Source organism: Isoptericola halotolerans (assembly GCF_013149785.1).
GTDB lineage: Bacteria > Actinomycetota > Actinomycetes > Actinomycetales > Cellulomonadaceae > Isoptericola > Isoptericola halotolerans.
The window spans coordinates 298,853-318,146 of record NZ_JABEZU010000003.1 but is presented as its reverse complement, the minus strand read 5'-3'; the positions used below and the strand labels follow the sequence as shown (position 1 = coordinate 318,146).

The following is a 19,294-nucleotide window of genomic DNA, read 5'->3' as shown; positions in this document are numbered from 1 at the left end:
TCGGTAAAGTAAGGGTGGCCGGTCGAGGTTGTCAACGACTCCGCGCGCATCCGCGCCACCTGAGGGTGGGATGCCTGCCCGGGTGGGCTATGCCTGCCGGCGCCCGCATGAGTGAGGTCGAGCAGGTGCGCTGCGCGACGACGTCCGGTACTCCCGGGCCGCATGGCTCAGACCTGCGGCAGAAGTCGGTCATCGACCTCCTGCCCAGGCGCTTCACCGAGGGCACGGGCGCCTCGCCGCTCGCGACCGGGACCGACGGCGGGCTCGCCTCCGACCGGCTGGCCATCGGTCTCGGTGACCCCCGCCACACCCGTCGGACCGGGTGGACGAAGGCCGCCCGGTCTGGGGTAGTATTTCGGTCGGCCCTCCGGGGCCGGACCGGTCTGGATCCTGACGCCTCGGCGTGAGGGAGCGGGCCGGACGGGCTGTGGCGCAGCTTGGTAGCGCACTTGACTGGGGGTCAAGGGGTCGCAGGTTCAAATCCTGTCAGCCCGACAGTGTGACCAGGGCTCGAAGCCCAGGTCAGCAGGCCGAACGGCCCGCATCGAACACCCTTCGATGCGGGCCGTTCGTCTACCGTCGAGGACGGCCTCCGGGCGGGACGGGTCCGTGGCGCATCTTGCTCCATCCCCAGAGGAAGAACACGCCGGCAGCGAGGTTCAGCACGACCCCGAACCAGCGGGCGTGGTTGACCTGGCCGTCGTAGTAGCCGCCGAGCAAGGCCGCGAGCAGCCCGACCGAGGACGCGAGGCAGATCACCGCCATCAGGAGCACCCACCGCGTCTTGGCCGGGGCGGTGCGCAAGAGCTCCTGGTAGCGACGTTCCTCGTCGGACGGCGGCGTCGGTGGGTTCACCGTTCCCTGCCCAACGGGTCGGTGCGTGCGGGCGGGACAGGACCGTGGCGCATCTTGCTCCATCCCCACAGGAAGTACGCACCGGCCACGAGAAGCAGCACCACCCCGTACCAGCGGGCGTGGTTGACCTGGCCGTCGTAGTAGCCGCCGAGAAGGGCCGCGAGCGTGACGATCGAGAACCCGAGGCAGAGCACCGCCATCAGGAGCACCCACCGCGTCTTGGCCGGGGCGGTGCGCAAGAGCTCCTGGTAGCGACGTTCCTCGTGGGACAGCGGCGTCGGTGGGTCCATCGCGTCCTGCCCAGCGGGGTGGACGGCGCGGCGGCTCCGTCGTGGACGGCGGCCACGGGCATCGGCACGTGCGGGCTTCACGATCACTCCTGGGTCGATGGTGGACGGCGCGGAGTCGCCGGGCTACCGGGGGCGGCCGTCGGTCGCGTGCGGTCCGGTCCTGGTGTGCCGGGCCGCGGCCGATCGCCAGCGCTCGGGGAGGCGCAGATGATCGGCGCCCGCGGGCGTGGCGGTCAGGCGCCGGGCGGGCAGCGCGTGCGCCAGGACCTGCTCGACGTCGGCCACGTGCGCATCGTCCAGCGCGGCGGCCAGGGCGCGGACGACGGTCTCCTGACGGCGGGCGGAGCGTGCGGAGAACACCCACAGGTCGGCGCCGACGTCCTGTGATGTCGGGGCGTCGAGGGGGGCTTCGGCGAAGCGTCGGGCGGCGACCGTCGACGGACCGACGAACGTCACCGCCCGCCGCGACCACAGCACGGTGCGGCTCGACCGGGAGACACCACGGTCCGCCAGGAGCGCCCCGATCGCGCGGGTGCTGCCGACGACGGCGCGGACACTGGTGGCCTCGACGCAGGAGAACGGCACGACGAACGGGCGCAGGAACGGTGCGAAGGAGCCGACGACGACGCCCCGGTCGAGGACGAGCAGCTTCTCCGAGCCGAGGAACCACAGCACCAGGCCTGCGATGGCCACCCACACCGGCAGGAGCCACAGAGCCTCGGCCACCGAGGCGTTGCCGAGCAGCGGTCCGACGCTGAAGAGCAGCACGAGGGCCGCCGTCGTGGCCCAGGCGGGCGCGTTCGGCGTGGCCGCCTCGACATGGCGCAGGTTGCCGAGCGCCGCGCGGTGCTGTGCCGCGACCGCGCGCACCTTGCGCGTCGCGCGGTCCCCGGTGGGAGCCGCGGCGGCCTGGCTCGCCGCGTTCTCGTCGTGATGAAGGTGCACGGGGCATATCCTGCCCTACCGCGGCGGGATGAACCGCGCGGTGGTGGGACGATGCTCGGGTGACGACGCAGCGCCTCCGCCCCACGCTCCTGGACGTCGCCCGTGCCGCCGATGTCTCCCGCGCGACGGCGTCGCGCGTGCTCGCCGGTGCCGAGACCGTCCGCCCTGACCTCGCTCGGCGGGTGCTGGAGTCGGCGGAGGCGCTGGGCTACCGGACGAACACGGCGGCGCGCGCGCTGCGGAGCGGGTCGACAGGCTCGGTCGCGCTCGTGGCCCCGAGCAGCGAGCTGGACGGAGGCAGCGGGCCCTTCGTGGGCGCCCCCTTGCGCGGAGCGTCGTCGGTGCTCTTCGGGCGCTCGCTGCAGCCCGTGCTCCTCCTGGACGACGAGCGTGACCGGCAGCCGCTGGTGCGCTACCTGAGCGCCGGCCACGTCGACGCCGCCGTCGTCGTCCTGCAGCGCGAGTCCCTCCCCCTGTTCCGCGAGCTGGCCGAGCTCGATCTGCCGATGGTCTTCGTGGGACGGCCGACGACGGCGATGGACGCCGGGCTCAGCGTCGTCGACTGCGACAACTACGGCGGTGGTCGGCAGGCTGCCCGCGTCCTGCTCGAGGCCGGGCGACGCCGGCTGGCGACGATCACGGGGCCGGCCGGCTACGCACCGTCCGACGACCGCCTCCGGGGCTTCCAGGACGAGCTGGAGGACCGAGAGATCCGGCCGGCACTCGTGGTGGGTGGTGACTTCTCGTTGGAGTCAGGATCCGTGGCGGCGAGGGACGTCATGGCCCGGCGACCGGACCTCGACGGGCTCTTCGCGGGCTCCGACCTCATGGCCCTCGGTGCGATGCGGGTGCTGCACGACACCGGGCTGCGGGTGGCGCACGACGTCTCCGTGGTCGGTTTCGACGACACGGTGGTGGCCGAGTCGGCCTCTCCGCCGCTGACCACCGTGCGCCAGCCGCTGCGAGAGATGGGGGAGCGCGCCGCCGGGCTCGTGCTGGAGATGCTCGGCGCGCCGGGCTCTCCACCACGGCAAGAGTTCCTCCCGACGTCGGTCACGCGGCGACGGTCGGTCTGAACGCACGGCGGGTGGCGGGTTGCTGCCCGACGGCGCGGAAGGCTAGCCTGACCGCCGAGAGATCGATCTCTCGGCATCACGACTCGCTCAAGGAGGCGCACGTGGGACAGGTGCTCGTCGTCCGTGGCGGATGGGACGGCCATGCGCCCGTCGCCACCACGGACCTGTTCATCCCCGGCCTGGAGGCCGCGGGCCACACCGTCCGGGTGGAGGACACGCCGGAGGTGTACGCCCAGGACCGGATGTCCGACGTCGACCTCGTGGTGCAGTGCTTCACGATGGGGGAGATCTCCGGCGACGCCGTCGCAGGCCTTCGCCGGGCCGTCGCCGCCGGCACCGGTCTGGTCGGCTGGCACGGAGGGATCGCCGACTCGTTCCGCAGCAACGCGGAGTACCTCCAGCTCGTCGGTGGGCAGTTCGCCGCGCACCCCGGCAAGCACCCGGACGAGCGGGTCGGTGAGGCGGCCGACAACTACGTCCCGCACACGATCGACATCCTGCCCGGCGCGGCGGACCACCCCGTCGTCGCCGGCCTCGACTCCTTCGAGCTGACGACCGAGCAGTACTGGGTCCTGACCGACGACCTGTGCGACGTGCTCGCCACCACCACCGTGCCCGCGCCCTCCTGGGAGCCGTGGTCACGCCCCCTGGTCCGCCCCGCGGTCTGGACGCGCACGTGGGGCCAGGGGCGCGTCTGCGTGGTCACGCCCGGGCACGACGTCGAGACGGTCTCCCACCCGTCCGTGCGGACGATCATCGAGAGGGGCATGGCATGGGCGACCCGTTGAGGATCGGCGTCGTGGGCTGCGGCGTCATCAGCTCCACGTATCTCGAGACGGCCGGGCGGGTCCCCGACCTCGAGGTCGTGGCGGTCGCCGACGCGGACCCGGCCCGTGCGCGGCGTGCCGCCGAGACCCACGGGGTGCGTGCGGCGAGCCTGGACGACCTGTGGGCCGACGACGAGATCGAGTGGGTCCTCGACCTCACGACGCCCGGCGCCCACGCCGAGGTCGCCCTGACGGCGCTCGAGAACGGCTTCTCCGTCTACAACGAGAAGCCGCTGTGCGCCACGACGGCTGAGGCGCGCCAGGTCCTCGAGGCAGCCGCCGAGGCCGGACTGGCCGTCGGCAGCGCGCCGGACACCGTCCTGGGCACGGGGATCCAGACGGCGCGTGCCGCTGTCGAGGCGGGTGCGATCGGCCGACCCGTCTCGGCGACGGCGACCATGGCGTGCGCCGGCCACGAGCTCTGGCACCCGCAGCCCGACTTCTACTACGCCCCCGGTGGTGGCCCGCTCTTCGACATGGGTCCGTACTACCTCACCGCGCTCGTGCACCTGCTCGGGCCGGTCGAGTCCGTGCAGGCCGTGGCGCGCCGGCCGCGGGAGGTTCGGACCATCGCCAGCGGCCCGCGCGCCGGCGAGCAGGTCCCGGTCGCGGTGGCGACGCACGTCACCGCCCTCGCCGAGCACGCTTCAGGCGCCGTCTCCACCCTGGTCATGAGCTTCGACGCACCGGCTACCCGGGCCATGCCGATCGAGGTGCACGGCGACGAGGGATCCATGGTGGTGCCGGACCCGAACACGTTCGACGGTGCCGCTGAGGTTCGAGGGACGAGCGGAGACTGGGCGAGGCTGCCGGACGGTGCCGGGTACCGGGGTGCCGCCCGTGGGTTCGGTCTCGTGGACGTCTCCCGGAGCGCCGACCGGCGTACCGGCCGGGCCTCGGCCGAGGTGGCGCTGCACGTGCTGGACGTCATGGAGTCCGTGATCCGCGCCGCGGACGAGCAGCGGCGCGTCCCGGTGAGCAGCACCTGCGTCGTGCCACCCCTGGTCCCGCTGACCGGCTGAGCCGCAACGCGACTCCCTGGCTCAGCCCTTCAGGACGAGGGCGGCGACCGTCCTGTGCCCGATGCTCGCGTCCGGGACCACGCCCAGCCAGCGCTGGATCTGCTTCCAGCGCCTCAGGAAGACGGGCCCCGCCCGGCCGTCCACGTCCTGTCCGCGCAGGCCGGCGATCCGTTGAGCGATCTTCACGCGGGCACCCGTGCCCTGGTACCGCGCCCCCTGGACCGCCCGGTACCAGGTGCGCGGGCCGACCACGGCGTCGTCGTGCAGGCCGGCCCGCCGTTGCCACCGCCGGGTGGCGTCGGCGAGCGCCTCGCCGAAGACCGGTCCGGGGCGGCCACCGAAGTCACCCTCCGCCGTGAGGAACTCCTTCCACAACCGTGTCCAGGAGGACCGGGGGCAGCCCGGGCGGATCGTCGGCGGCCGTCGGGGTGCCCGCGTCCTGCGGGCGGTCGGCGCACGTCGGCGAGCCCCGACATCGGAGGTCGGGCTGTAGACCAGGTGCCACGGTTCCCTGACGCGACGGCCCTCCGTGTCCGTCCATCCGTGCCGCTGAAGGATCGGGAAGGCCCGGACGCGGCGGGCGTTTCCGAACTCGCCGACACCGCCGAAGTCGTTGACGTCGACCGCGAGGGCCCAGCCGTGGTTCGAGTAGCCCGGGACGGCTGCCGCCGCACCGCGCACCCGGCCGTAGGTGGATCCTCCGTACCGCCGGTAGTCACCGAAAGGGCTGTGCGCTCCCGGCCGGTAGCGTTCGAGGAAGAACCGTCGCTGCTCCGCGAGCGAGCGGTTCCACCCGCGAACGGTCAGGTCGAGGCCGGTACCGGACCGGACCTCGGCGACGGCGCGGTTCCAGGACGCTGCTGCGTCCCGGCGCAGATAGGCCCGCGACGTCCTGCTGACGCCGTGACGTCCGGAGGGAAGGACCTCGGCCAGCACGGCGGAGGGCACGCTGCCGTTGCTGTAGCTCTTCCCGGCGAACCTCATCCTGCTCATCGCTGCTCACCAGCCCGCGCCGACGGGAGCCGCTGCGGGGGCGGCACCGGGATCGCCACGGTGGGGTCGCCCAGGATGACCGTGCTCGCACGGTCGAGCGCGGTGACCCGGCTGTACACCATCATGTCGAGGCTGGGTGCGGCAGCCGCACCGAAGGTGCTCTGGTACTCCCGTCGCGCGGCGTGGTACCCCTGGAGAAGCCCGCCGACAGGCCGGTAGAAGGGCTCCATGGCGTACCCCACGGGCAGGCCCAGGAAGAGTCGTTCGTAGAGCGCCGTGCGGAGCTGGGAGGTGAGCTCCTGGGCGTTCGGTGGGAACTCGAGCGTCCAGTTGAACGTCGGCTCGACGTGTCCGACGAAGGCCCGCAGGGGCTTGTCGGCACCGAGCAGCGCACGCGGCAGCGGCGAGGTGACGGGGCCGAGGCGTGCGACGCCGTCGAGCGTCGCTGCCAGGTCGCCGTCGAAGAGTCCTTCGTAGGCCGACCGGCCGTCCGCCCCGGCGGAGCAGCAGGCCTGCGCGAACCAGATCGCCCCGTCGGGCTGCCAGGACCGCAACAGCTCCTGCGGGTCGAGCAGCGCGTGGTCGTGGTCGACGAGCTTGCCGAGGTCGGCGCGCATGGCCGCGAGGTCGTCGAGCGGGCCGGTCTGGCCATGGCTGCTGGTGACGACGACGGCGGGCCGGCCGGTGGCCAGGGCGTCCGTGAGAGAAGCCACCGTCGCGTCGGTGGACCGGCCGTCGACGAAGGTGGGCCGTAGCTCGTCGTCCTGCTGCATGTCGCCGTGCAGAGGTGCGGCGACGACGTCGCGCATGAGCGTCGTGATCTCGCCCGCCCGGTGGTCCACCGCCCACACGACCGGGGCCGACCACCGGGCGGCTGACTCGCTCCACTCGCCGAGCAGGGCGTCGACGTAGCGGGTCAACGCCACGCCCTCGAGGTCGAGCCGGCCGACGTGGCGCACGGGGTTGAGCATGAGCTGCACGCTCCAGGGCACCTGCGCCGGGTTGCCGTAGACGAGCAGGAACGCGGGGAGCGAGCCGGCCCCCGTCCCGGCCGGGACGGCCGGCAGGAACGGCTGGGCGTCGCCCTCGTGGTCGACGAGCGTCCACTGCGAGTACGTGCGTCCGGGCTGGTACCGGAACACCCTGCCGCCGCGCGCCGTCACCAGGCGCCGGATGTCCTCAGGGAGGTCGGCCATCGCCACGAGCTCGTCGCGGCCCGCCCCCTCGGGCTGGCGGGCGACAAGGCCCCAGCCGACGTCCGGGTGCCTCCAGTCCCAGGGGTCGGCGGGCGCTGGGCGTGCCGTCCGTTCGGCCGTGCTGAACTCACCGGCGAGCCAGGCCGACAGGTCCGGTGCGAAGGTGCCGGTGACCGGCTCCGTCCCGGACCACGCGTCGGTCATGACAGGGAAGGCCGGGTCGACCGCCGGGCCGCGCCTCATGGTTCCTCCGCGAGCTCTTCGGGGGTGACCCCGAGCAGCTCGGCGAGCTCCGCGACCCGCTCGACGGCCGCAGCCCGGAACGCCGTACCCTGCCCGGGCGGCAACGAGGTCAGCACGCTCTGCAGCGCGGCGACCTCCAGCCGCCACGCACGCTCGGCCCCCGGCTCGGAGGTCCCCGTGGTCACCTGGAGCTGGAACTCCTCCCAGCGCACGTAGAGGGCCGGCAGCGTCCACTCGCGGCTCTGGTCCTGGGCCTGCGTCGTGGTCAGCGTCGAGCCGCGGGCGACGTTGAACTCGGAGACGAGCCGGTGCCGTGCCGCGACGGCGAGAGCCGCCCAGTCCAGGGGGGTGGAGGTCGAGGTGGCTCGAGCGGTCCTCGAGGACAGCTCCTGGCGCAGGGCGCCGTACAGGCCCTGGGTCACCGCGTGCGCGACGGCACCGGTGATCGGCTCGCGCATCCCGATCACGGCCGGCGCCACCCCGGAGCTGACCAGGTCGCGTGCCAGGGACGTCAGACCCTCGCGTGACGGGGCGGCACCCTCGCAGCAGTTCAGCACGACGAGCCACGGGCCGCCGTCGGCGTCCCAGCGGAACTTCGCGAACTGCTCCCTCTGCAGAGCGAGTCCGATGCCCGGTTCGGCGGCGGACCAGTCCTGCTTCAGCGCGAGCCGCACGTGCGGGGCGGAGTCGGCCGAGCCGTGGCAGAACAGGTGCAGCACGTGCGGCCGGAACGCGTTGACGAGCTCGACGAGGTCGTGGTGGTCCGGGGGTACCAGGTGGACGCCGGCCACTCCCGGGGCCCGTCCGGCGTCGATGTCGTCCTGCAGGGCCGCCGCGAGGTCGGCCTCGCCGAGGACCACGAGCAGCTCGAACATCCCGTCGGACTCCTGCACGACGGCACGGAGCCGGGCGAGCTCACCGGCGGCGGTCAGTCCCAGGCACGACAGCAGCGCGACGACCCGCAGGGGCGGGACGAGCTGGTAGAGGGGGTGCGGAGGCGCCGTCGCGCGGACCACCCGGGCGAGGGCGTACTTGGGCTCCAGGGCGAGGTACGGCCCGTCCCCGGGGAACCTGAGGGTCTCCCAGGGCAGGGTGTCCGCACCGCTGCGCGGCAGGATCTCGGCGCACACCGCGAACCTCTCGTCGGTGCTGACCCGTGCCGCCCCCAGGTGGTCCAGCAGCGAGCGGTGCGTGGCGAGCGCCTGGTACAGCCGGTCGCCCGCCTGCGTGTTGACGTCTGCGCCCCGGGCGGTGACGGCGGGGCAGTCGAACTCCTCGTCGACCGCGTCGTCGTCGACCGGTTCGACGAGCCGCACGATGGGTCGCGTGGACCGTCGCTCCTGGTCACCCAGGGCCGAGAGCTGGAAGACCACGCGGCTCATCGGGGACCTCCCCCTGCCGCGCCGCCCGGGTCGTCGGGATAGGCGAGGTGTGCGTGCTGTTCGAGAAGGCCCGCCACGCGGTCCAGGGCCTCGACCGCGGCGCGGTCGACGGGCAGGTCGAGCGAGGGCGGCAGCCACGCCATCTGGAGCTGCTCGATGCTGCGCGACGCGGACGCCACCCACGACTCGGAGTCGACCTCTGCGGCGGACCGGCGCGTCGCGGGCTGCAGGAAGGACGACCGTCCGTCCTCGTCGAGCAGGAGCGTCGAGGTGAGCTCGCGCAGGGGACCGGCGACGTCGTCCGCGTAGGCCTCGAGGCCCCCGCGCCCCACGAACAGCGGATGCACCCAGGCAGCCATCGCCGGCAGCGGCGGGTGCTGGTCCTGCGAGGGTGCGAACACCATGCGCAGGGCGGCGCCGAGCTGGCGAGCCTCGGGGTCGTCGGCCAGGTCGTGCACGGCGGCGACACCCGGTCGGACGCGGGCGACGTCGTCGGCGAGCTCGCGCAGGCCGGCCGCGCTGCGGTTGCCCGGCGGCGAGGACAGGGCCAGCCCGAGAGCCCCCACACGGGTGAGCAGCTCGACGAGCTCGACAGCCTCGACGAACCTCGCGGGGGTCGTCCCGGGCTCGGTCCGGGGCGTCGTGGCGAGTGCCACCGAGCCGCGGCCCGACGACATCGATCCGTGCGCGACCAGGTGGACGACGTCGAGCCTGCCGCCGTCCACCCCGTCGCTGAGCCAGGTCAGCCACGGGTTGGTGATCGCGTGCGACCCGTGGGAGGACGACGGGTGGCGGGGCCGCCCCGGCGGCTCGTGCACGATCGGCGGCTCGAACGCCCCGAGGGTGTGGTCGTAGGACAGCATCGACTCCACCGCGGCCCGGGTCGCGGCGTGGTGGGCGGCGTCCGTGAACAGGTGCACGGTGACGTCTCGACCTGCGTGGCGCAGGTACTGCGCACTGAGGTGGGCGAGCACCTCGGCGGGGTCGAAGGCGGTGGTGCGGAACGGTGAGCTGGCGCAGATCGCGACGTCGAGCCGGGGGCCGGGCTTCTGGGGCCGCACCGGGTGGTAGGGCAGACGGAACAGCGGCCGCTCCAGCGACGCGAGGAGCCGCTCCCAGGGCAGGACGTGGACCAGGCCGCGCGGCGCCGGGAACTCCAGCCACAGTGCCTGGGCCGGGGGGAGGGGAGAGGTGCCGAGCTCGCGGGCGGCGCGATCCAGGCGCGCGACGACCTCCGCCGGGACGGTGAGTGCGGCGTCGGCCACCGGACCGTCGACCGAGCTCGGCAGCCCCAGGTCCCGCAGCGGGCACCGTGCCACCTCCTGCGGGCGTGCACGGTCGTGCGCCGTCGCGAAGACGGCGTCGGCCCTCGCGAGGTCCACGCTGATCCGCAGCGTGGGAAGCGCGATCTCGGTGCGCAGGTTCTTGGCCATCGTCGGGGTCTCAACCGGGGGCTCGCCCTGCGGCACGCACAAGACTCGCCAGCGCCCACGCGGTGGGGGCGGTCTCGACACCCCCGTGGCTGGGGATGCACCAGGTGCCGTCGACCGCCACGAGCCTCGGGGGCGCACCGGAGGCATGCTGGTCGAGGGGGTAGGGGTCGCCGACGTCCGGCATGCGAGCGAGCGAGAGGGTCTCGGCGTCGGCCCCCTGGGGACCGTAGCCACCGAGCGCCGCGAAGCGTGAGGTCGGCCCGCCCGCGATCTCGGCCTCACCGAGGTCGACCCGCCGTCGCAGGGCGAGGTGGAACACCCTGGTGAGCGGCAGGTCGTTCGCCGACCGCGTCGTGACGATCGGGCTGCGCACGCGGTCGAACGCGACGCGGTAGCCGCCGGGGCGACCTCCGACGTCCTCGGCGAAGGCGTACGCGGAGACCGCTGCCTGCAGGAGCAGGACCGAGTCCACGGGCCGGCTCGGGGCGGGACCGTGGCACAGTGCGGACAGGACGACCCGTGCCCCGTAGGAGTGCCCGACCAGGTGCAGCCTCGCAGGCGTCCGGGCGGCGATCGTGCGCAGCGCGGCGGCGACGCCGGAGCCTCCGACGCGACCGGCCCGGTCCTTCATCTGGCGGACCGTCGCCAGGCGCACCGCACCCCGGAGCATCCCCCACGGGTCGAGACCCGCCATCTGCGGGGTCGCAGGTCGGTCGTCGGCGATGATCCCCCCGGGCCGCGTCGGCCGGGAGCCGAGCCGCGAGAGCGTGTCCTGCCACACCGCGGCCAGGGCCGCACCGTCCTCCGCCGGGACCAGGGTGTGCGTCTCGTCCTCGCCCGCCGCCGGCAGGGCCGCGAGGAGGTCGGCCAGCCGGGCGAGTCCCTGCCGCCCCGCGTCCTGGTCGGTCAGGATGCTCTGCAGCCGTCCGGCGTGCTCCGAGCCGAGGTCTTCCTCCAGCACCGCCAGCTCCGCGGACAGCTGCTGGTCGAGCCCCGCACCGGGCCCGGCGATGTCCGGCCCGCGCTCGGAGGGCATGACCAGGGCAGCGCTCGGCCAGAACACACCGGCGTACACGGGTCGGTAGGGCCGACGGCCCGGACGCGACGACGCCACCTGCTCGAGATGGTCGAAGAACCTGCCGTAGCGTGATGTGGCCGCCTGCCAGTCGTTGTTCCAGCCGTGGGAGATCATCACGACGTCCGTCGCGTCACGCGCCGCCTCGACCAGGGCCGTGAGCGATCGAGGTGAGGTCAGGGTGCCGTGCCGGTCGAACTGCAGGATGAAGAGCGGGACCGGTCCCGTCCGGGTGTCCCGGACGCTCCAGGGGATGTTCGTGGACATGGCACCCTCGGTTCTCCGTGGTCGGCGGTGCACGTGTGCCGGTGTCCGGCCGGCGTCCGAGCTCGGTAGCCCGTCTATCTGTTCGGAGGGCGCGCGGTGCGGATCTGATACGACGGGCGCGTCTGCGCTGGTGGCGTAACCTCGTGGCCGTGCGACAAGGTGTCAGCGACCCCCGAGCCCGGACGCCGTGAGCCGCCTCCTGCGGGGCGCCGGATGGTGGGCGGCGGACTACGCCTACGCCGTCCGGCGGCAGCTCGCGGGACTGATGTCCCGCACGAGACCCGAGACCTACTCCCGCCTGCCCGCCGCGAGGCAGCCACCGGTGCTGCTCGTGCCCGGCGTCTACGAGAGCTGGAGATTCCTGGAGCCGTTGGCGCGCGCACTGCACGGTCGTGGCTACGCCGTCCACGTCGTGGCGCCGCTGGGACTGAACCGGGGCAGCATCCCGGACATGACCGACCTGGTGGCCGCCGCACTGGTCGAGGAGGACCTCACCGCCGCGGTGGTGGTCGCCCACAGCAAGGGCGGGCTGATCGGCAAGAGCCTGATGGGCCGCGCGGACGTCGGCCACCGCATCTCGGGGATGGTGGCCGTGAACACGCCGTTCGCCGGGTCGCCGTACGCCAGGTGCCTGCCGTTGCGCAGCGTCCGGGACTTCCTGCCCCACGACGAGGTGATCACCGCGCTCGACGCGCAGCGCGCCGACAACGCGCGCATCGTGTCCGCGGCCACGTTCTTCGACCCGCACGTCCCCACGGGCAGTCGGCTGCCCGGCGCGACCAACGTCCGGCTCGCCACCCCCGGGCACTTCCGGGCGCTGGCCGACCCCGAGCTCCTGCCGCTGCTGGTCCGGGAGCTGGAACGGTTCGCCGTGGCGCGGCCCGACCCGGGGCCTGCCCGCTGACGCCCCGGTCGAGGGCGATCGCGTGGGCGCCGTCGTGTGACGATGTCGGCAGGTGCAGGGAGACACGACGACGCCCCAGGAGGTAGGTCATGGCGGGACACCGCATCTTCACCACGAGCTTCGCGAGCATCTACGAGCTCTACGTCGCCAAGGTGGAGCGCAAGGGCCACACCCGGGCGGAGGTGGACCAGGTCGTCCGGTGGCTCACCGGCCATGACGACGCAGGCCTGCGACAGGCGCTGGACGAGGAGATCGACATGGAGATCTTCTTCGCCAGGGCGCCACGGATGCACCCGAACGCGTCGCTGATCACCGGCGTCGTCTGCGGCCACCGGGTCGAGGAGATCTCGGACCCGCTGATGCAGAAGATCCGCTACCTGGACAAGCTGGTCGACGAGGTGGCGGGCGGCAAGAAGATGACGTCGATCCTGCGCGAGCCGGCCGCCCGCGCCTCCTGACCGATGGTTGATCGATGGTGCGCCGAGCGCTAGCCGCAGCTGTCGCAGGTCCCCGTGGCCGGCAGCGCCATGAAGCACGTCGGGCACACCGGAGTCGGCTTCTCCGGTTCCTGCGCCCGGCGCGTCCTCGGGGCCGCTGCCGCCCGCTGCGGGGCGCGTCGCGACGGGGCAGTCGTGTCGAAACCTCCGATGATCTCGAAGCCGCGCTTGCGCAGCAGCGCCCCGACGGCGACCTTCCCGTCGGCCATCTCCTCGGGCAGCGCGGCGCGGCCGGTGGCGTACCGGTGCGCGACGGCGAGGATGGCCGTCGCGTCGTACGTGGTGCCGCTGTAGGTGAGGGTGACCCCGGGGGTCGGGGTGAAGCCGTAGAGCTTGAGGAACGCCACGGGTCCGCGGTCGTCGTGCTCGGCGAGCGCCGAGAGGACGTGCGGGCGCGTGACCGAGGAGAAGGTGGCCATGTGTCGAGCGTAGGTCACCGGCCTGGACGGTCGGGACGTTCCGCGCGACATCGTGGTCACCACCACAGCGGCGCCGGCCTGCCGAGAGTCGGTGGCGACGGCAGCGGGACGGTGCCGCCGTGAACCGCGTCTCGGCCGCCGTCGTCCTCGGGTTGCTCGCGGCCAGCGCCACGCTCGTCGCCTTCGCGCCGCTGGTCGTCCAGGACTCCTACGACGTGGTCCGGCACTCGGTCGCGCACGCCGCGGGCCAGGGGGTGCCCGGAGCGTGGGTCGCCCGGTCGGGGTTCGTCCTGGTGGGGCTCGCCGTCCTGCTCGAGGCGGCGCGGTCGGCGCAGGCCTGGGGTGCGTGGGGCCGTGGCGCGCACGGCGTCTACGGCCTCGGCATGATCTGCCTGGCCGTGGTCTCGCACCGCCCCTGGTACAGCAGCCGCTGGGACCCGGTCGAGGACTCCCTGCACACCGTGGCCGCGACCACCGTGGTCGCCGCGTTCGTCGTCGGGGTGCTCGCCGTGGCGATCCGCCGCGGGCCCCGTCCGGGGCCGATCCGCGTCGCGGACGTCGTCGCCGTCGGTGCAGCCGTCCTGCTCACCGCGGTCGCGCTGACCATGCCGGCGCTCGAGGGTGCGGCGCAACGGCTGCTCTTCGCCGTCGGCTACGCCTGGTACGGCATCGAGGCCGTGCGGCTGGCCGCACCGGATGCGCCCGGCAAGTACAGAGAGATCTGAGGTCACGGCTCCGCTGCGGCTCGCGTGACCTCAGTAGCCGGTCCCGGGGTCCACCAGGCCGACCAGGGTGTGGCCCGCGACGGACCGCCGCTGGTTGTCGGTGACGTCGAGGGCCGTGGCCCCGAGCCGGCCCGACGTGAGGGAGGCGACCAGCGCGTCGGTGTCGACGAGCGCACCACGGGCGACGTTGACGAGCGTGGCACCAGGCTTCATCGCCGCCAGCCCCGGTGCGCCGATCAGGGCGAGGGTCCGGTCCGTCAGGGCCGCGGCCAGGACGACGACGTCGGCGTCGTCCAACGGCAGCCCGGCCGCCAGCGCCTCGCCGAGGCCGTCCGCCCCGAGCGGTCCGAACCACGACAGCCCTCGGTCTCGGGGCCGAGCGGCACGAACCGGGCGCCGGCGTCGTGCACGGCGGTGGTGACCCACGCCGGGAGGTCCGGGGCGCCGCTGACGGCGGGCGGTGCCGGGGTGCCGGTCGAGGGGGTGGCGCTCATGCCCGACAGGCGACGGCCGGTCCGAGATGTCGAGCACCGAGGCGCTGAGGGTCGCGGCGGCGGGCGAGCCACGACGAGGCCGTCAGGACGTCGCCGAGCCTGGCTCCCGCAGGGTGCGTCGTCACGCGAGGCCCTCGCCTCGAGGGTCGACGGACTCGCCGGCCCGCAACCGTGTCAGGAACTCGAGCAGGGTGTCCCGCGACGGCTTGTCCGCCTCGCGTGCGATCGTCATCAGCCATGCGGCGAGCTGCCTCAGTGGCGTGTTGGTGTCGTTCGACAGGCGCTTGAGGATCTGGAAGGCGCCGTCGTCGTCCACCCCGAGGACCATGATGAGCACGCCCTTGGCCTGCTCGATGTCACGGCGGCTGCGGGCCGCGGCCTGGATCGAGGCGTCGGCCTCCTGCGAGGCGAGGTCCCGCACGCTGTGGGACAGGTCGAGCATGTATCCCGTGAGCTCGGTGACCCGGTCCTGGTCGTCACACCGGCCCTTGCCGAGGGTGGCGACGACGTGCCCCGTGCCGTGGGCGTCGACGATCCGGTGGATCATCGCGAAGGGCTGGTCGCTGCACAGCGCCTCGTCGAGCACGTCCTGCGTGTGCTCCCGGTCCTCGGGATGGCTGTGCGCGAGCAGGAGCTCGGCGGTGGGCACGACCTCACCGGGCTCGAACCCGTGGATCCGGAACATGGCGTCCGACCACGACCACCGGCCGGTGGTGATGTCCACGTGGTACTCGCCGACCATGGCGTCGTCCCCGCGGGACAGGAACTTCTCGAGAGCTTCGTCCGGGGGGACCGTCGTCATCATGCCTCCAGGAACAGGGACGGCAGCGCCGCGTGCGCGTGGCCTCGACGCTACGCCGCGGCCGGTCGCGCGACAACAGCTCGGCGAGGGGTCCGGCGCGGTCGCACTTCTCCCGCAAAGGGGCTAACGTGACGAAAGAGGTCAAGCAGCGGCTTCGGACTACGTAGGATGGAGCCCGAGCCATGACTCAGACGACTGAACCCCTGTCGACTCCCACCGAGCCCTTCGTCGCGGCGGAGCCGCAGGAGCCGAGGTCTCTCGGCGCCGAGGAGCTGGCTGCGGCGCTCGCGGTCGGTACCGGCCTGCTCGTGGGGCGGTACTCGGCAGACCTGCAGAGCGGCCGCTGGTGGTGGTCCGACGAGGTCTCGACCATCCACGGGTATGCCCCCGGTGAGGTCGAGCCCAGCCTCGAGGTGCTGCGCCGCCACCAGCACGCCGACGACAGGGAGCGGCTCGTCAAGGAGTCTCTCGCCGCCCTGCGCAGCGGCCGGACGTTCGCCTGCTCGCACCGCATCGTGGACGCCCACGGGCGCAACCGAGACCTGCTGATCACCGGTCAGGCACGGCGGGGCCGCACCACGGGCGTCGACCAGATCGTCGGCTACGTCGTCGACGTGACCCCCGTGCGCCGTCAGGCGGTCGAGCAGCAGGTGAAGCGGGCCATCGACGCCGCCTACGTCTCGGCGGCCTCGATCGAGCGTGCCAAGGGTGTGCTGATGGCGGTGCACGGCATCGACGAGGACGCCGCCGAGTCCCTCCTCGTCCAGCGGTCCGGCGAGACCGGCGCCGGGCTGCGGCAGACGGCTGCCCAGGTGATGGCGGCCCTGGCCTCGGCACCAGGCCTGGGTGAGCATGCCGCAGAGCAGGTCGAGGAGGTCTTCGGCGCCGTCGTGCCCGACCGGCGCCCGCACATGCGGGACGCCCAGCTCGCGCGCCGCCGGTCGAACTGACGCACGGCGGTCTCGGGCCGTCGGGGCTCACCTCGCCGCAGGGCGCGGTTCCTGCCGCGGTTCTCGAGCACTCCTCCCACCGGCGGGTCGACCGTCCGTGCTCGCCGGTCGGTGCTCGAGCAGGGCGTCGAGGCGTGCCCGCCGCTCGGCGTGCTGCTCCGCCGTGAGATCGACGACGGTCGCTGCGATCTCGCGGAGCGGGGTGTTGCGGCGGTTCGAGCTGGTGCGCATCAGGTCGAACGCCGCCTCGGGAGCGATCCGGTAGACCGCAGCGAGAGCGCCCTTGGCCCGTTCGATGGTGCCACGGGTGCGCGAGGACGCCTCGATCTGGCGGGTCGCGACGCTGCTCGCCCGGCGTCGGACCGGGTCGCTCACGTCGGTGGCGTAGCCGTGCAGGGTCGCTCCGTCCTGAGGGTCGGAGCCGACCAGGTCGACGCGCCCGACGACCACGACCGACCTCTCGTGGCCACCGGCGTCGACGACCCGGTGCAGGGCGCCGAAGGGCTCCTGCGCAGGGCGGGCCGTGGCCAGGAAGTCGGCGAGCCGGTCGCGGTCCTGGGGGTGATGGTGCGCTAGGACGAGATCCGTCGTCGGCACCACCTCGCCCGGGGCGAACCCGTGCAGGGCGTAGATGCCGTCGGACCACCACCACTCGTGGGTCGAGAGGTCGAGCCGGTACTGCCCGGTCGGTCGTAGGCCACGGGCGGCAGGGTCGTCGAAAGACACGACGTGCTCCAGTCTGCGTCTCACCAAGGAGCCGCTTCCTGACTCACCAGGGAAGAAAGTACAGACTGCGGGTCAGAAACGCACGTTCGACCTCGTCGTCGCCGGGGCCGGGCCCTCCGGGTCAGCCGCGCTGCGCCTCGTGCAGCGTGTCGTAGCGTCGGCCATGTCTGCTCGACCGTCACCCCACCAGCGAGCTCGTCGTCGTGCAGCGACTCGGGCTGGGCGATCATGAGCGTGCGCATGTCGGCGAACCGGCGTCGCTGCTGCCGAGTCCCACCACGACGCTCCGCCGTCCTGGGTCGAACCGGGCGAGCGGGAGGGCGACGCCGGCCGCCACGAATCGATACGATCGTCGGCATGCGCAGGAAAGCCCTTACCCACCCGTCGGACCTGGACCGGGTCGACGGCGCCCATCCGGTCCGCTCCATCCTGCGGCTGCTTCGTACCCGGCCCCGCCGCCTGGCCGTGGCGCTGTACGCCTTCACCGTCAAGGAGGTCCCGCTGTGGTTCCTGCCGGTCATCACCGGCGCCGTGATCGACATCGTGGCCGAGGGCGGCAGCGTCACCTCGGTGCTGCTGTGGTTCGCCCTCGCGGCGGTGCTCCTCGCCCAGAACTACCCGCACCACATCGTCTACACGCGGAACTTCATGACCGTCGTGCGTGGCACGGGTGCCCGGCTGCGCAACGCGCTCGTCGAGCATCTCCAAGGGCTCTCGATCGGCTACTACGCCCGCTCGAGCGCAGCCCTGGTGCAGTCCAAGGTCGTCCGCGACGTGGAGAACGTCGAGATGATGCTCCAGCAGGTGACCCATCCGCTGCTGTCCGCGCTGATGGTGCTGGTCGGCGCGGTGACGATGACGGCGATCAAGGTGCCGGAGTTCCTGCCCGTGTACGCGCTGGCCATCCCGACGGCGCTGCTGATCCGCCGCGCGATGGCCCGGCGCTCGCGGACCCGCAACGAGCTCTTCCGCCGGGAGATGGAGAGCTTCGCCACGCAGGTGGGGGAGATGGCCTCGCTCATCCCGGTGACCCGGGCGCACGGCCTGGAGCGCACCGCGACCACCCGGGTGGCTTCCGGCGCCGACGACGTGCGCCGGGCCGCGTTCTCGCTCGACATGCTCAACGGGCGGGTGGCGTCGGTCTCGTGGGTGGCGATGCAGTTCCTGGGCGTGTGCTGCCTGGTGCTGGCCGCCGTCGTCTCGCTCACGGGGCTGGTGGCGATCACCCCCGGCGAGGTGGTGCTGCTCTCGACCTACTTCGGGCTGCTGACCCAGGGCCTGACGAGCGTGCTCAACCTCGTGCCGGTCACTGCCCGAGGTGTGGAGTCGATGCGCTCGATCGCCGAGGTGCTGGCCGAGCCCGACCTCGAGGACAACGCCGGCAAGCGCCCGGCCGACACGGTCGAGGGCCGCCTGCGCCTCGAGCGTGTCTCGCACCGCTACCCCGACGCGGAGTCCGACGCCCTGCACGAGGTCGACCTGGAGGTGCGGCCGGGGGAGACGGTCGCCTTCGTCGGGTCCTCCGGCTCGGGCAAGTCCACGCTGCTGAACCTCGTGCTGGGGTTCGTCCGGCCGACCGCGGGCCGGATCCTGCTCGACGGTCAGGACATGGCCGAGCTCGACCTGCGCACCGTGCGCCAGGCGGTGTCCGTGGTGCCGCAGGAGTCGGTGCTGTTCGAGGGCACCATCCGGGACAACGTCGCGTACGGCCTGGAGGACCTGTCCGACGAGCGGGTCGCGGCCGCGCTGCGCGACGCCAACGCCTCCGACTTCGTCGACGCGCTGCCCGACGGCTGGCACACGGTGGTCGGTCAGCGCGGCGCCCGGCTCTCGGGCGGCCAGCGTCAGCGCCTCGCGATCGCGAGGGCGCTGGTGCGCGACCCGCGGATGCTCTTCCTGGACGAGGCCACGAGCGCACTGGATCCCGAGGCGGAGGCGACCGTGCGCGACGCGCTGAACCGACTGATGCAGGGGCGCACCACGCTGGTGGTCGCGCACCGGCTGTCCACGATCCGGCAGGCCGACCGCATCGTGGTGCTCGATCACGGCCGCGTCGTCGAGGTCGGGAGCCACGTCGAGCTGCTTGCCCGCGACGGCCGGTACGCGACGCTGCACGCGGCCCAGGAGGGTGACCTGAACCCCTAGGTGCAGCGCTCTCGCCCCGCCGTGCCGG

At 73.2% G+C, this 19,294-nt stretch carries 21 protein-coding genes and 1 tRNA gene; 10 read left to right on the top strand and 12 right to left on the bottom strand.

Going from position 1 to position 19,294, the window contains the following annotated elements:
- The first annotated feature begins 107 nt into the window (after positions 1-107).
- Both HDG69_RS13505 and HDG69_RS13500 read left to right on the top strand, forming a co-directional pair.
- Positions 108-407, top strand: a complete 300-nt coding sequence (locus tag HDG69_RS13505) for a hypothetical protein (RefSeq protein WP_171784337.1) — start codon at positions 108-110, stop codon at positions 405-407.
- Positions 408-421: 14 nt separating this feature from the next.
- Positions 422-495 (top strand) — tRNA-Pro (locus tag HDG69_RS13500).
- Between the two features lie 78 nt (positions 496-573).
- Here the strand turns inward: HDG69_RS13500 and HDG69_RS13495 are convergent.
- The 3 genes from HDG69_RS13495 to HDG69_RS13485 all read right to left on the bottom strand — a co-directional run bounded on the left by HDG69_RS13495 (position 574) and on the right by HDG69_RS13485 (position 2,090).
- Positions 574-855, bottom strand: coding sequence for a hypothetical protein (locus HDG69_RS13495; RefSeq protein ID WP_171784336.1), 282 nt, complete (start codon positions 853-855; stop codon positions 574-576).
- Positions 852-1,145 carry a phage holin family protein gene (locus HDG69_RS13490; protein WP_171784335.1) on the bottom strand — a complete coding sequence of 98 codons (294 nt, stop codon included), beginning with the start codon at positions 1,143-1,145 and terminating at the stop codon, positions 852-854. Before HDG69_RS13490 ends, HDG69_RS13495 begins: the two co-directional genes overlap by 4 nt.
- A gap of 123 nt (positions 1,146-1,268) precedes the next feature.
- Positions 1,269-2,090, bottom strand: coding sequence for a hypothetical protein (locus HDG69_RS13485; protein ID WP_171784334.1), 822 nt, complete (start codon positions 2,088-2,090; stop codon positions 1,269-1,271).
- A 59-nt stretch (positions 2,091-2,149) separates the two neighbouring features.
- Here HDG69_RS13485 and HDG69_RS13480 point away from each other — a divergent pair, with 59 nt between their 5' ends.
- From HDG69_RS13480 to HDG69_RS13470, 3 genes are all read left to right on the top strand, one after another.
- On the top strand, positions 2,150-3,166 hold the full coding sequence (locus HDG69_RS13480) for a substrate-binding domain-containing protein (protein WP_171784333.1): 1,017 nt from the start codon (positions 2,150-2,152) through the stop codon (positions 3,164-3,166).
- A 101-nt stretch (positions 3,167-3,267) separates the two neighbouring features.
- On the top strand, positions 3,268-3,954 hold the full coding sequence (locus HDG69_RS13475; RefSeq protein ID WP_171784332.1) for a ThuA domain-containing protein: 687 nt from the start codon (positions 3,268-3,270) through the stop codon (positions 3,952-3,954).
- Positions 3,939-5,015, top strand: a complete 1,077-nt coding sequence (locus HDG69_RS13470; RefSeq protein ID WP_171784331.1) for a Gfo/Idh/MocA family protein — start codon at positions 3,939-3,941, stop codon at positions 5,013-5,015. The genes HDG69_RS13475 and HDG69_RS13470 overlap by 16 nt, the downstream gene beginning before the upstream one ends.
- 21 nt (positions 5,016-5,036) lie before the next feature.
- Here the strand turns inward: HDG69_RS13470 and HDG69_RS13465 are convergent, their stop codons facing one another.
- Genes HDG69_RS13465 through HDG69_RS13445 form a run of 5 tightly spaced genes read right to left on the bottom strand, consistent with a single transcriptional unit; the run spans position 5,037 to position 11,604 of the window.
- Entirely contained in the window at positions 5,037-6,008 is a 972-nt protein-coding gene (locus HDG69_RS13465; RefSeq protein WP_171784330.1) for a peptidoglycan-binding protein, read from the bottom strand.
- Positions 6,005-7,447: a hypothetical protein gene (locus tag HDG69_RS13460; RefSeq protein ID WP_171784329.1), complete on the bottom strand. Its 1,443-nt coding sequence runs from the start codon at positions 7,445-7,447 to the stop codon at positions 6,005-6,007. Before HDG69_RS13460 ends, HDG69_RS13465 begins: the two co-directional genes overlap by 4 nt.
- Positions 7,444-8,829 carry a CHAT domain-containing protein gene (locus HDG69_RS13455; RefSeq protein ID WP_171784328.1) on the bottom strand — a complete coding sequence of 462 codons (1,386 nt, stop codon included), beginning with the start codon at positions 8,827-8,829 and terminating at the stop codon, positions 7,444-7,446. Before HDG69_RS13455 ends, HDG69_RS13460 begins: the two co-directional genes overlap by 4 nt.
- Positions 8,826-10,262 carry a hypothetical protein gene (locus tag HDG69_RS13450; protein WP_171784327.1) on the bottom strand — a complete coding sequence of 479 codons (1,437 nt, stop codon included), beginning with the start codon at positions 10,260-10,262 and terminating at the stop codon, positions 8,826-8,828. Before HDG69_RS13450 ends, HDG69_RS13455 begins: the two co-directional genes overlap by 4 nt.
- 10 nt (positions 10,263-10,272) lie before the next feature.
- Complete coding sequence (locus tag HDG69_RS13445; RefSeq protein WP_171784326.1) at positions 10,273-11,604, bottom strand: alpha/beta hydrolase; 1,332 nt, start codon at positions 11,602-11,604, stop codon at positions 10,273-10,275.
- Positions 11,605-11,791: 187 nt separating this feature from the next.
- On the opposite strand from HDG69_RS13445, the gene HDG69_RS13440 reads away from it, so the two are divergent.
- Positions 11,792-12,508: a lipase family protein gene (locus tag HDG69_RS13440; protein WP_171784325.1), complete on the top strand. Its 717-nt coding sequence runs from the start codon at positions 11,792-11,794 to the stop codon at positions 12,506-12,508.
- Positions 12,509-12,597: 89 nt separating this feature from the next.
- Positions 12,598-12,966, top strand: a complete 369-nt coding sequence (locus HDG69_RS13435; protein WP_171784324.1) for a DUF2200 domain-containing protein — start codon at positions 12,598-12,600, stop codon at positions 12,964-12,966.
- A 29-nt stretch (positions 12,967-12,995) separates the two neighbouring features.
- On the opposite strand, the gene HDG69_RS13430 is transcribed toward HDG69_RS13435, so the two are convergent.
- Positions 12,996-13,424 carry a ScoMcrA-related endonuclease gene (locus HDG69_RS13430; RefSeq protein ID WP_171784323.1) on the bottom strand — a complete coding sequence of 143 codons (429 nt, stop codon included), beginning with the start codon at positions 13,422-13,424 and terminating at the stop codon, positions 12,996-12,998.
- Between the two features lie 119 nt (positions 13,425-13,543).
- Here HDG69_RS13430 and HDG69_RS13425 point away from each other — a divergent pair, with 119 nt between their 5' ends.
- On the top strand, positions 13,544-14,149 hold the full coding sequence (locus HDG69_RS13425) for a DUF998 domain-containing protein (protein ID WP_171784322.1): 606 nt from the start codon (positions 13,544-13,546) through the stop codon (positions 14,147-14,149).
- 30 nt (positions 14,150-14,179) lie between these two features.
- Here HDG69_RS13425 and HDG69_RS19625 read toward each other — a convergent pair whose 3' ends face one another.
- Both HDG69_RS19625 and HDG69_RS13415 read right to left on the bottom strand, forming a co-directional pair.
- Positions 14,180-14,575 carry an NAD(P)-dependent oxidoreductase gene (locus HDG69_RS19625; protein ID WP_343036445.1) on the bottom strand — a complete coding sequence of 132 codons (396 nt, stop codon included), beginning with the start codon at positions 14,573-14,575 and terminating at the stop codon, positions 14,180-14,182.
- 189 nt (positions 14,576-14,764) lie between these two features.
- Complete coding sequence (locus HDG69_RS13415) at positions 14,765-15,445, bottom strand: PAS and ANTAR domain-containing protein (protein ID WP_171784320.1); 681 nt, start codon at positions 15,443-15,445, stop codon at positions 14,765-14,767.
- 182 nt (positions 15,446-15,627) lie between these two features.
- On the opposite strand from HDG69_RS13415, the gene HDG69_RS13410 reads away from it, so the two are divergent.
- On the top strand, positions 15,628-16,395 hold the full coding sequence (locus tag HDG69_RS13410; RefSeq protein WP_171784319.1) for a PAS and ANTAR domain-containing protein: 768 nt from the start codon (positions 15,628-15,630) through the stop codon (positions 16,393-16,395).
- A gap of 27 nt (positions 16,396-16,422) precedes the next feature.
- Here the strand turns inward: HDG69_RS13410 and HDG69_RS13405 are convergent, their stop codons facing one another.
- The gene (locus HDG69_RS13405; protein WP_171784318.1) at positions 16,423-17,145 is read right to left on the bottom strand and encodes an ANTAR domain-containing protein; all 723 of its coding nucleotides are present in this window, start codon (positions 17,143-17,145) and stop codon (positions 16,423-16,425) included.
- A gap of 333 nt (positions 17,146-17,478) precedes the next feature.
- Between HDG69_RS13405 and HDG69_RS13400 the strand changes: the two genes are divergently transcribed.
- Positions 17,479-19,266, top strand: a complete 1,788-nt coding sequence (locus HDG69_RS13400; RefSeq protein WP_171784317.1) for an ABC transporter ATP-binding protein — start codon at positions 17,479-17,481, stop codon at positions 19,264-19,266.
- The last annotated feature ends 28 nt before the right edge of the window (positions 19,267-19,294 follow it).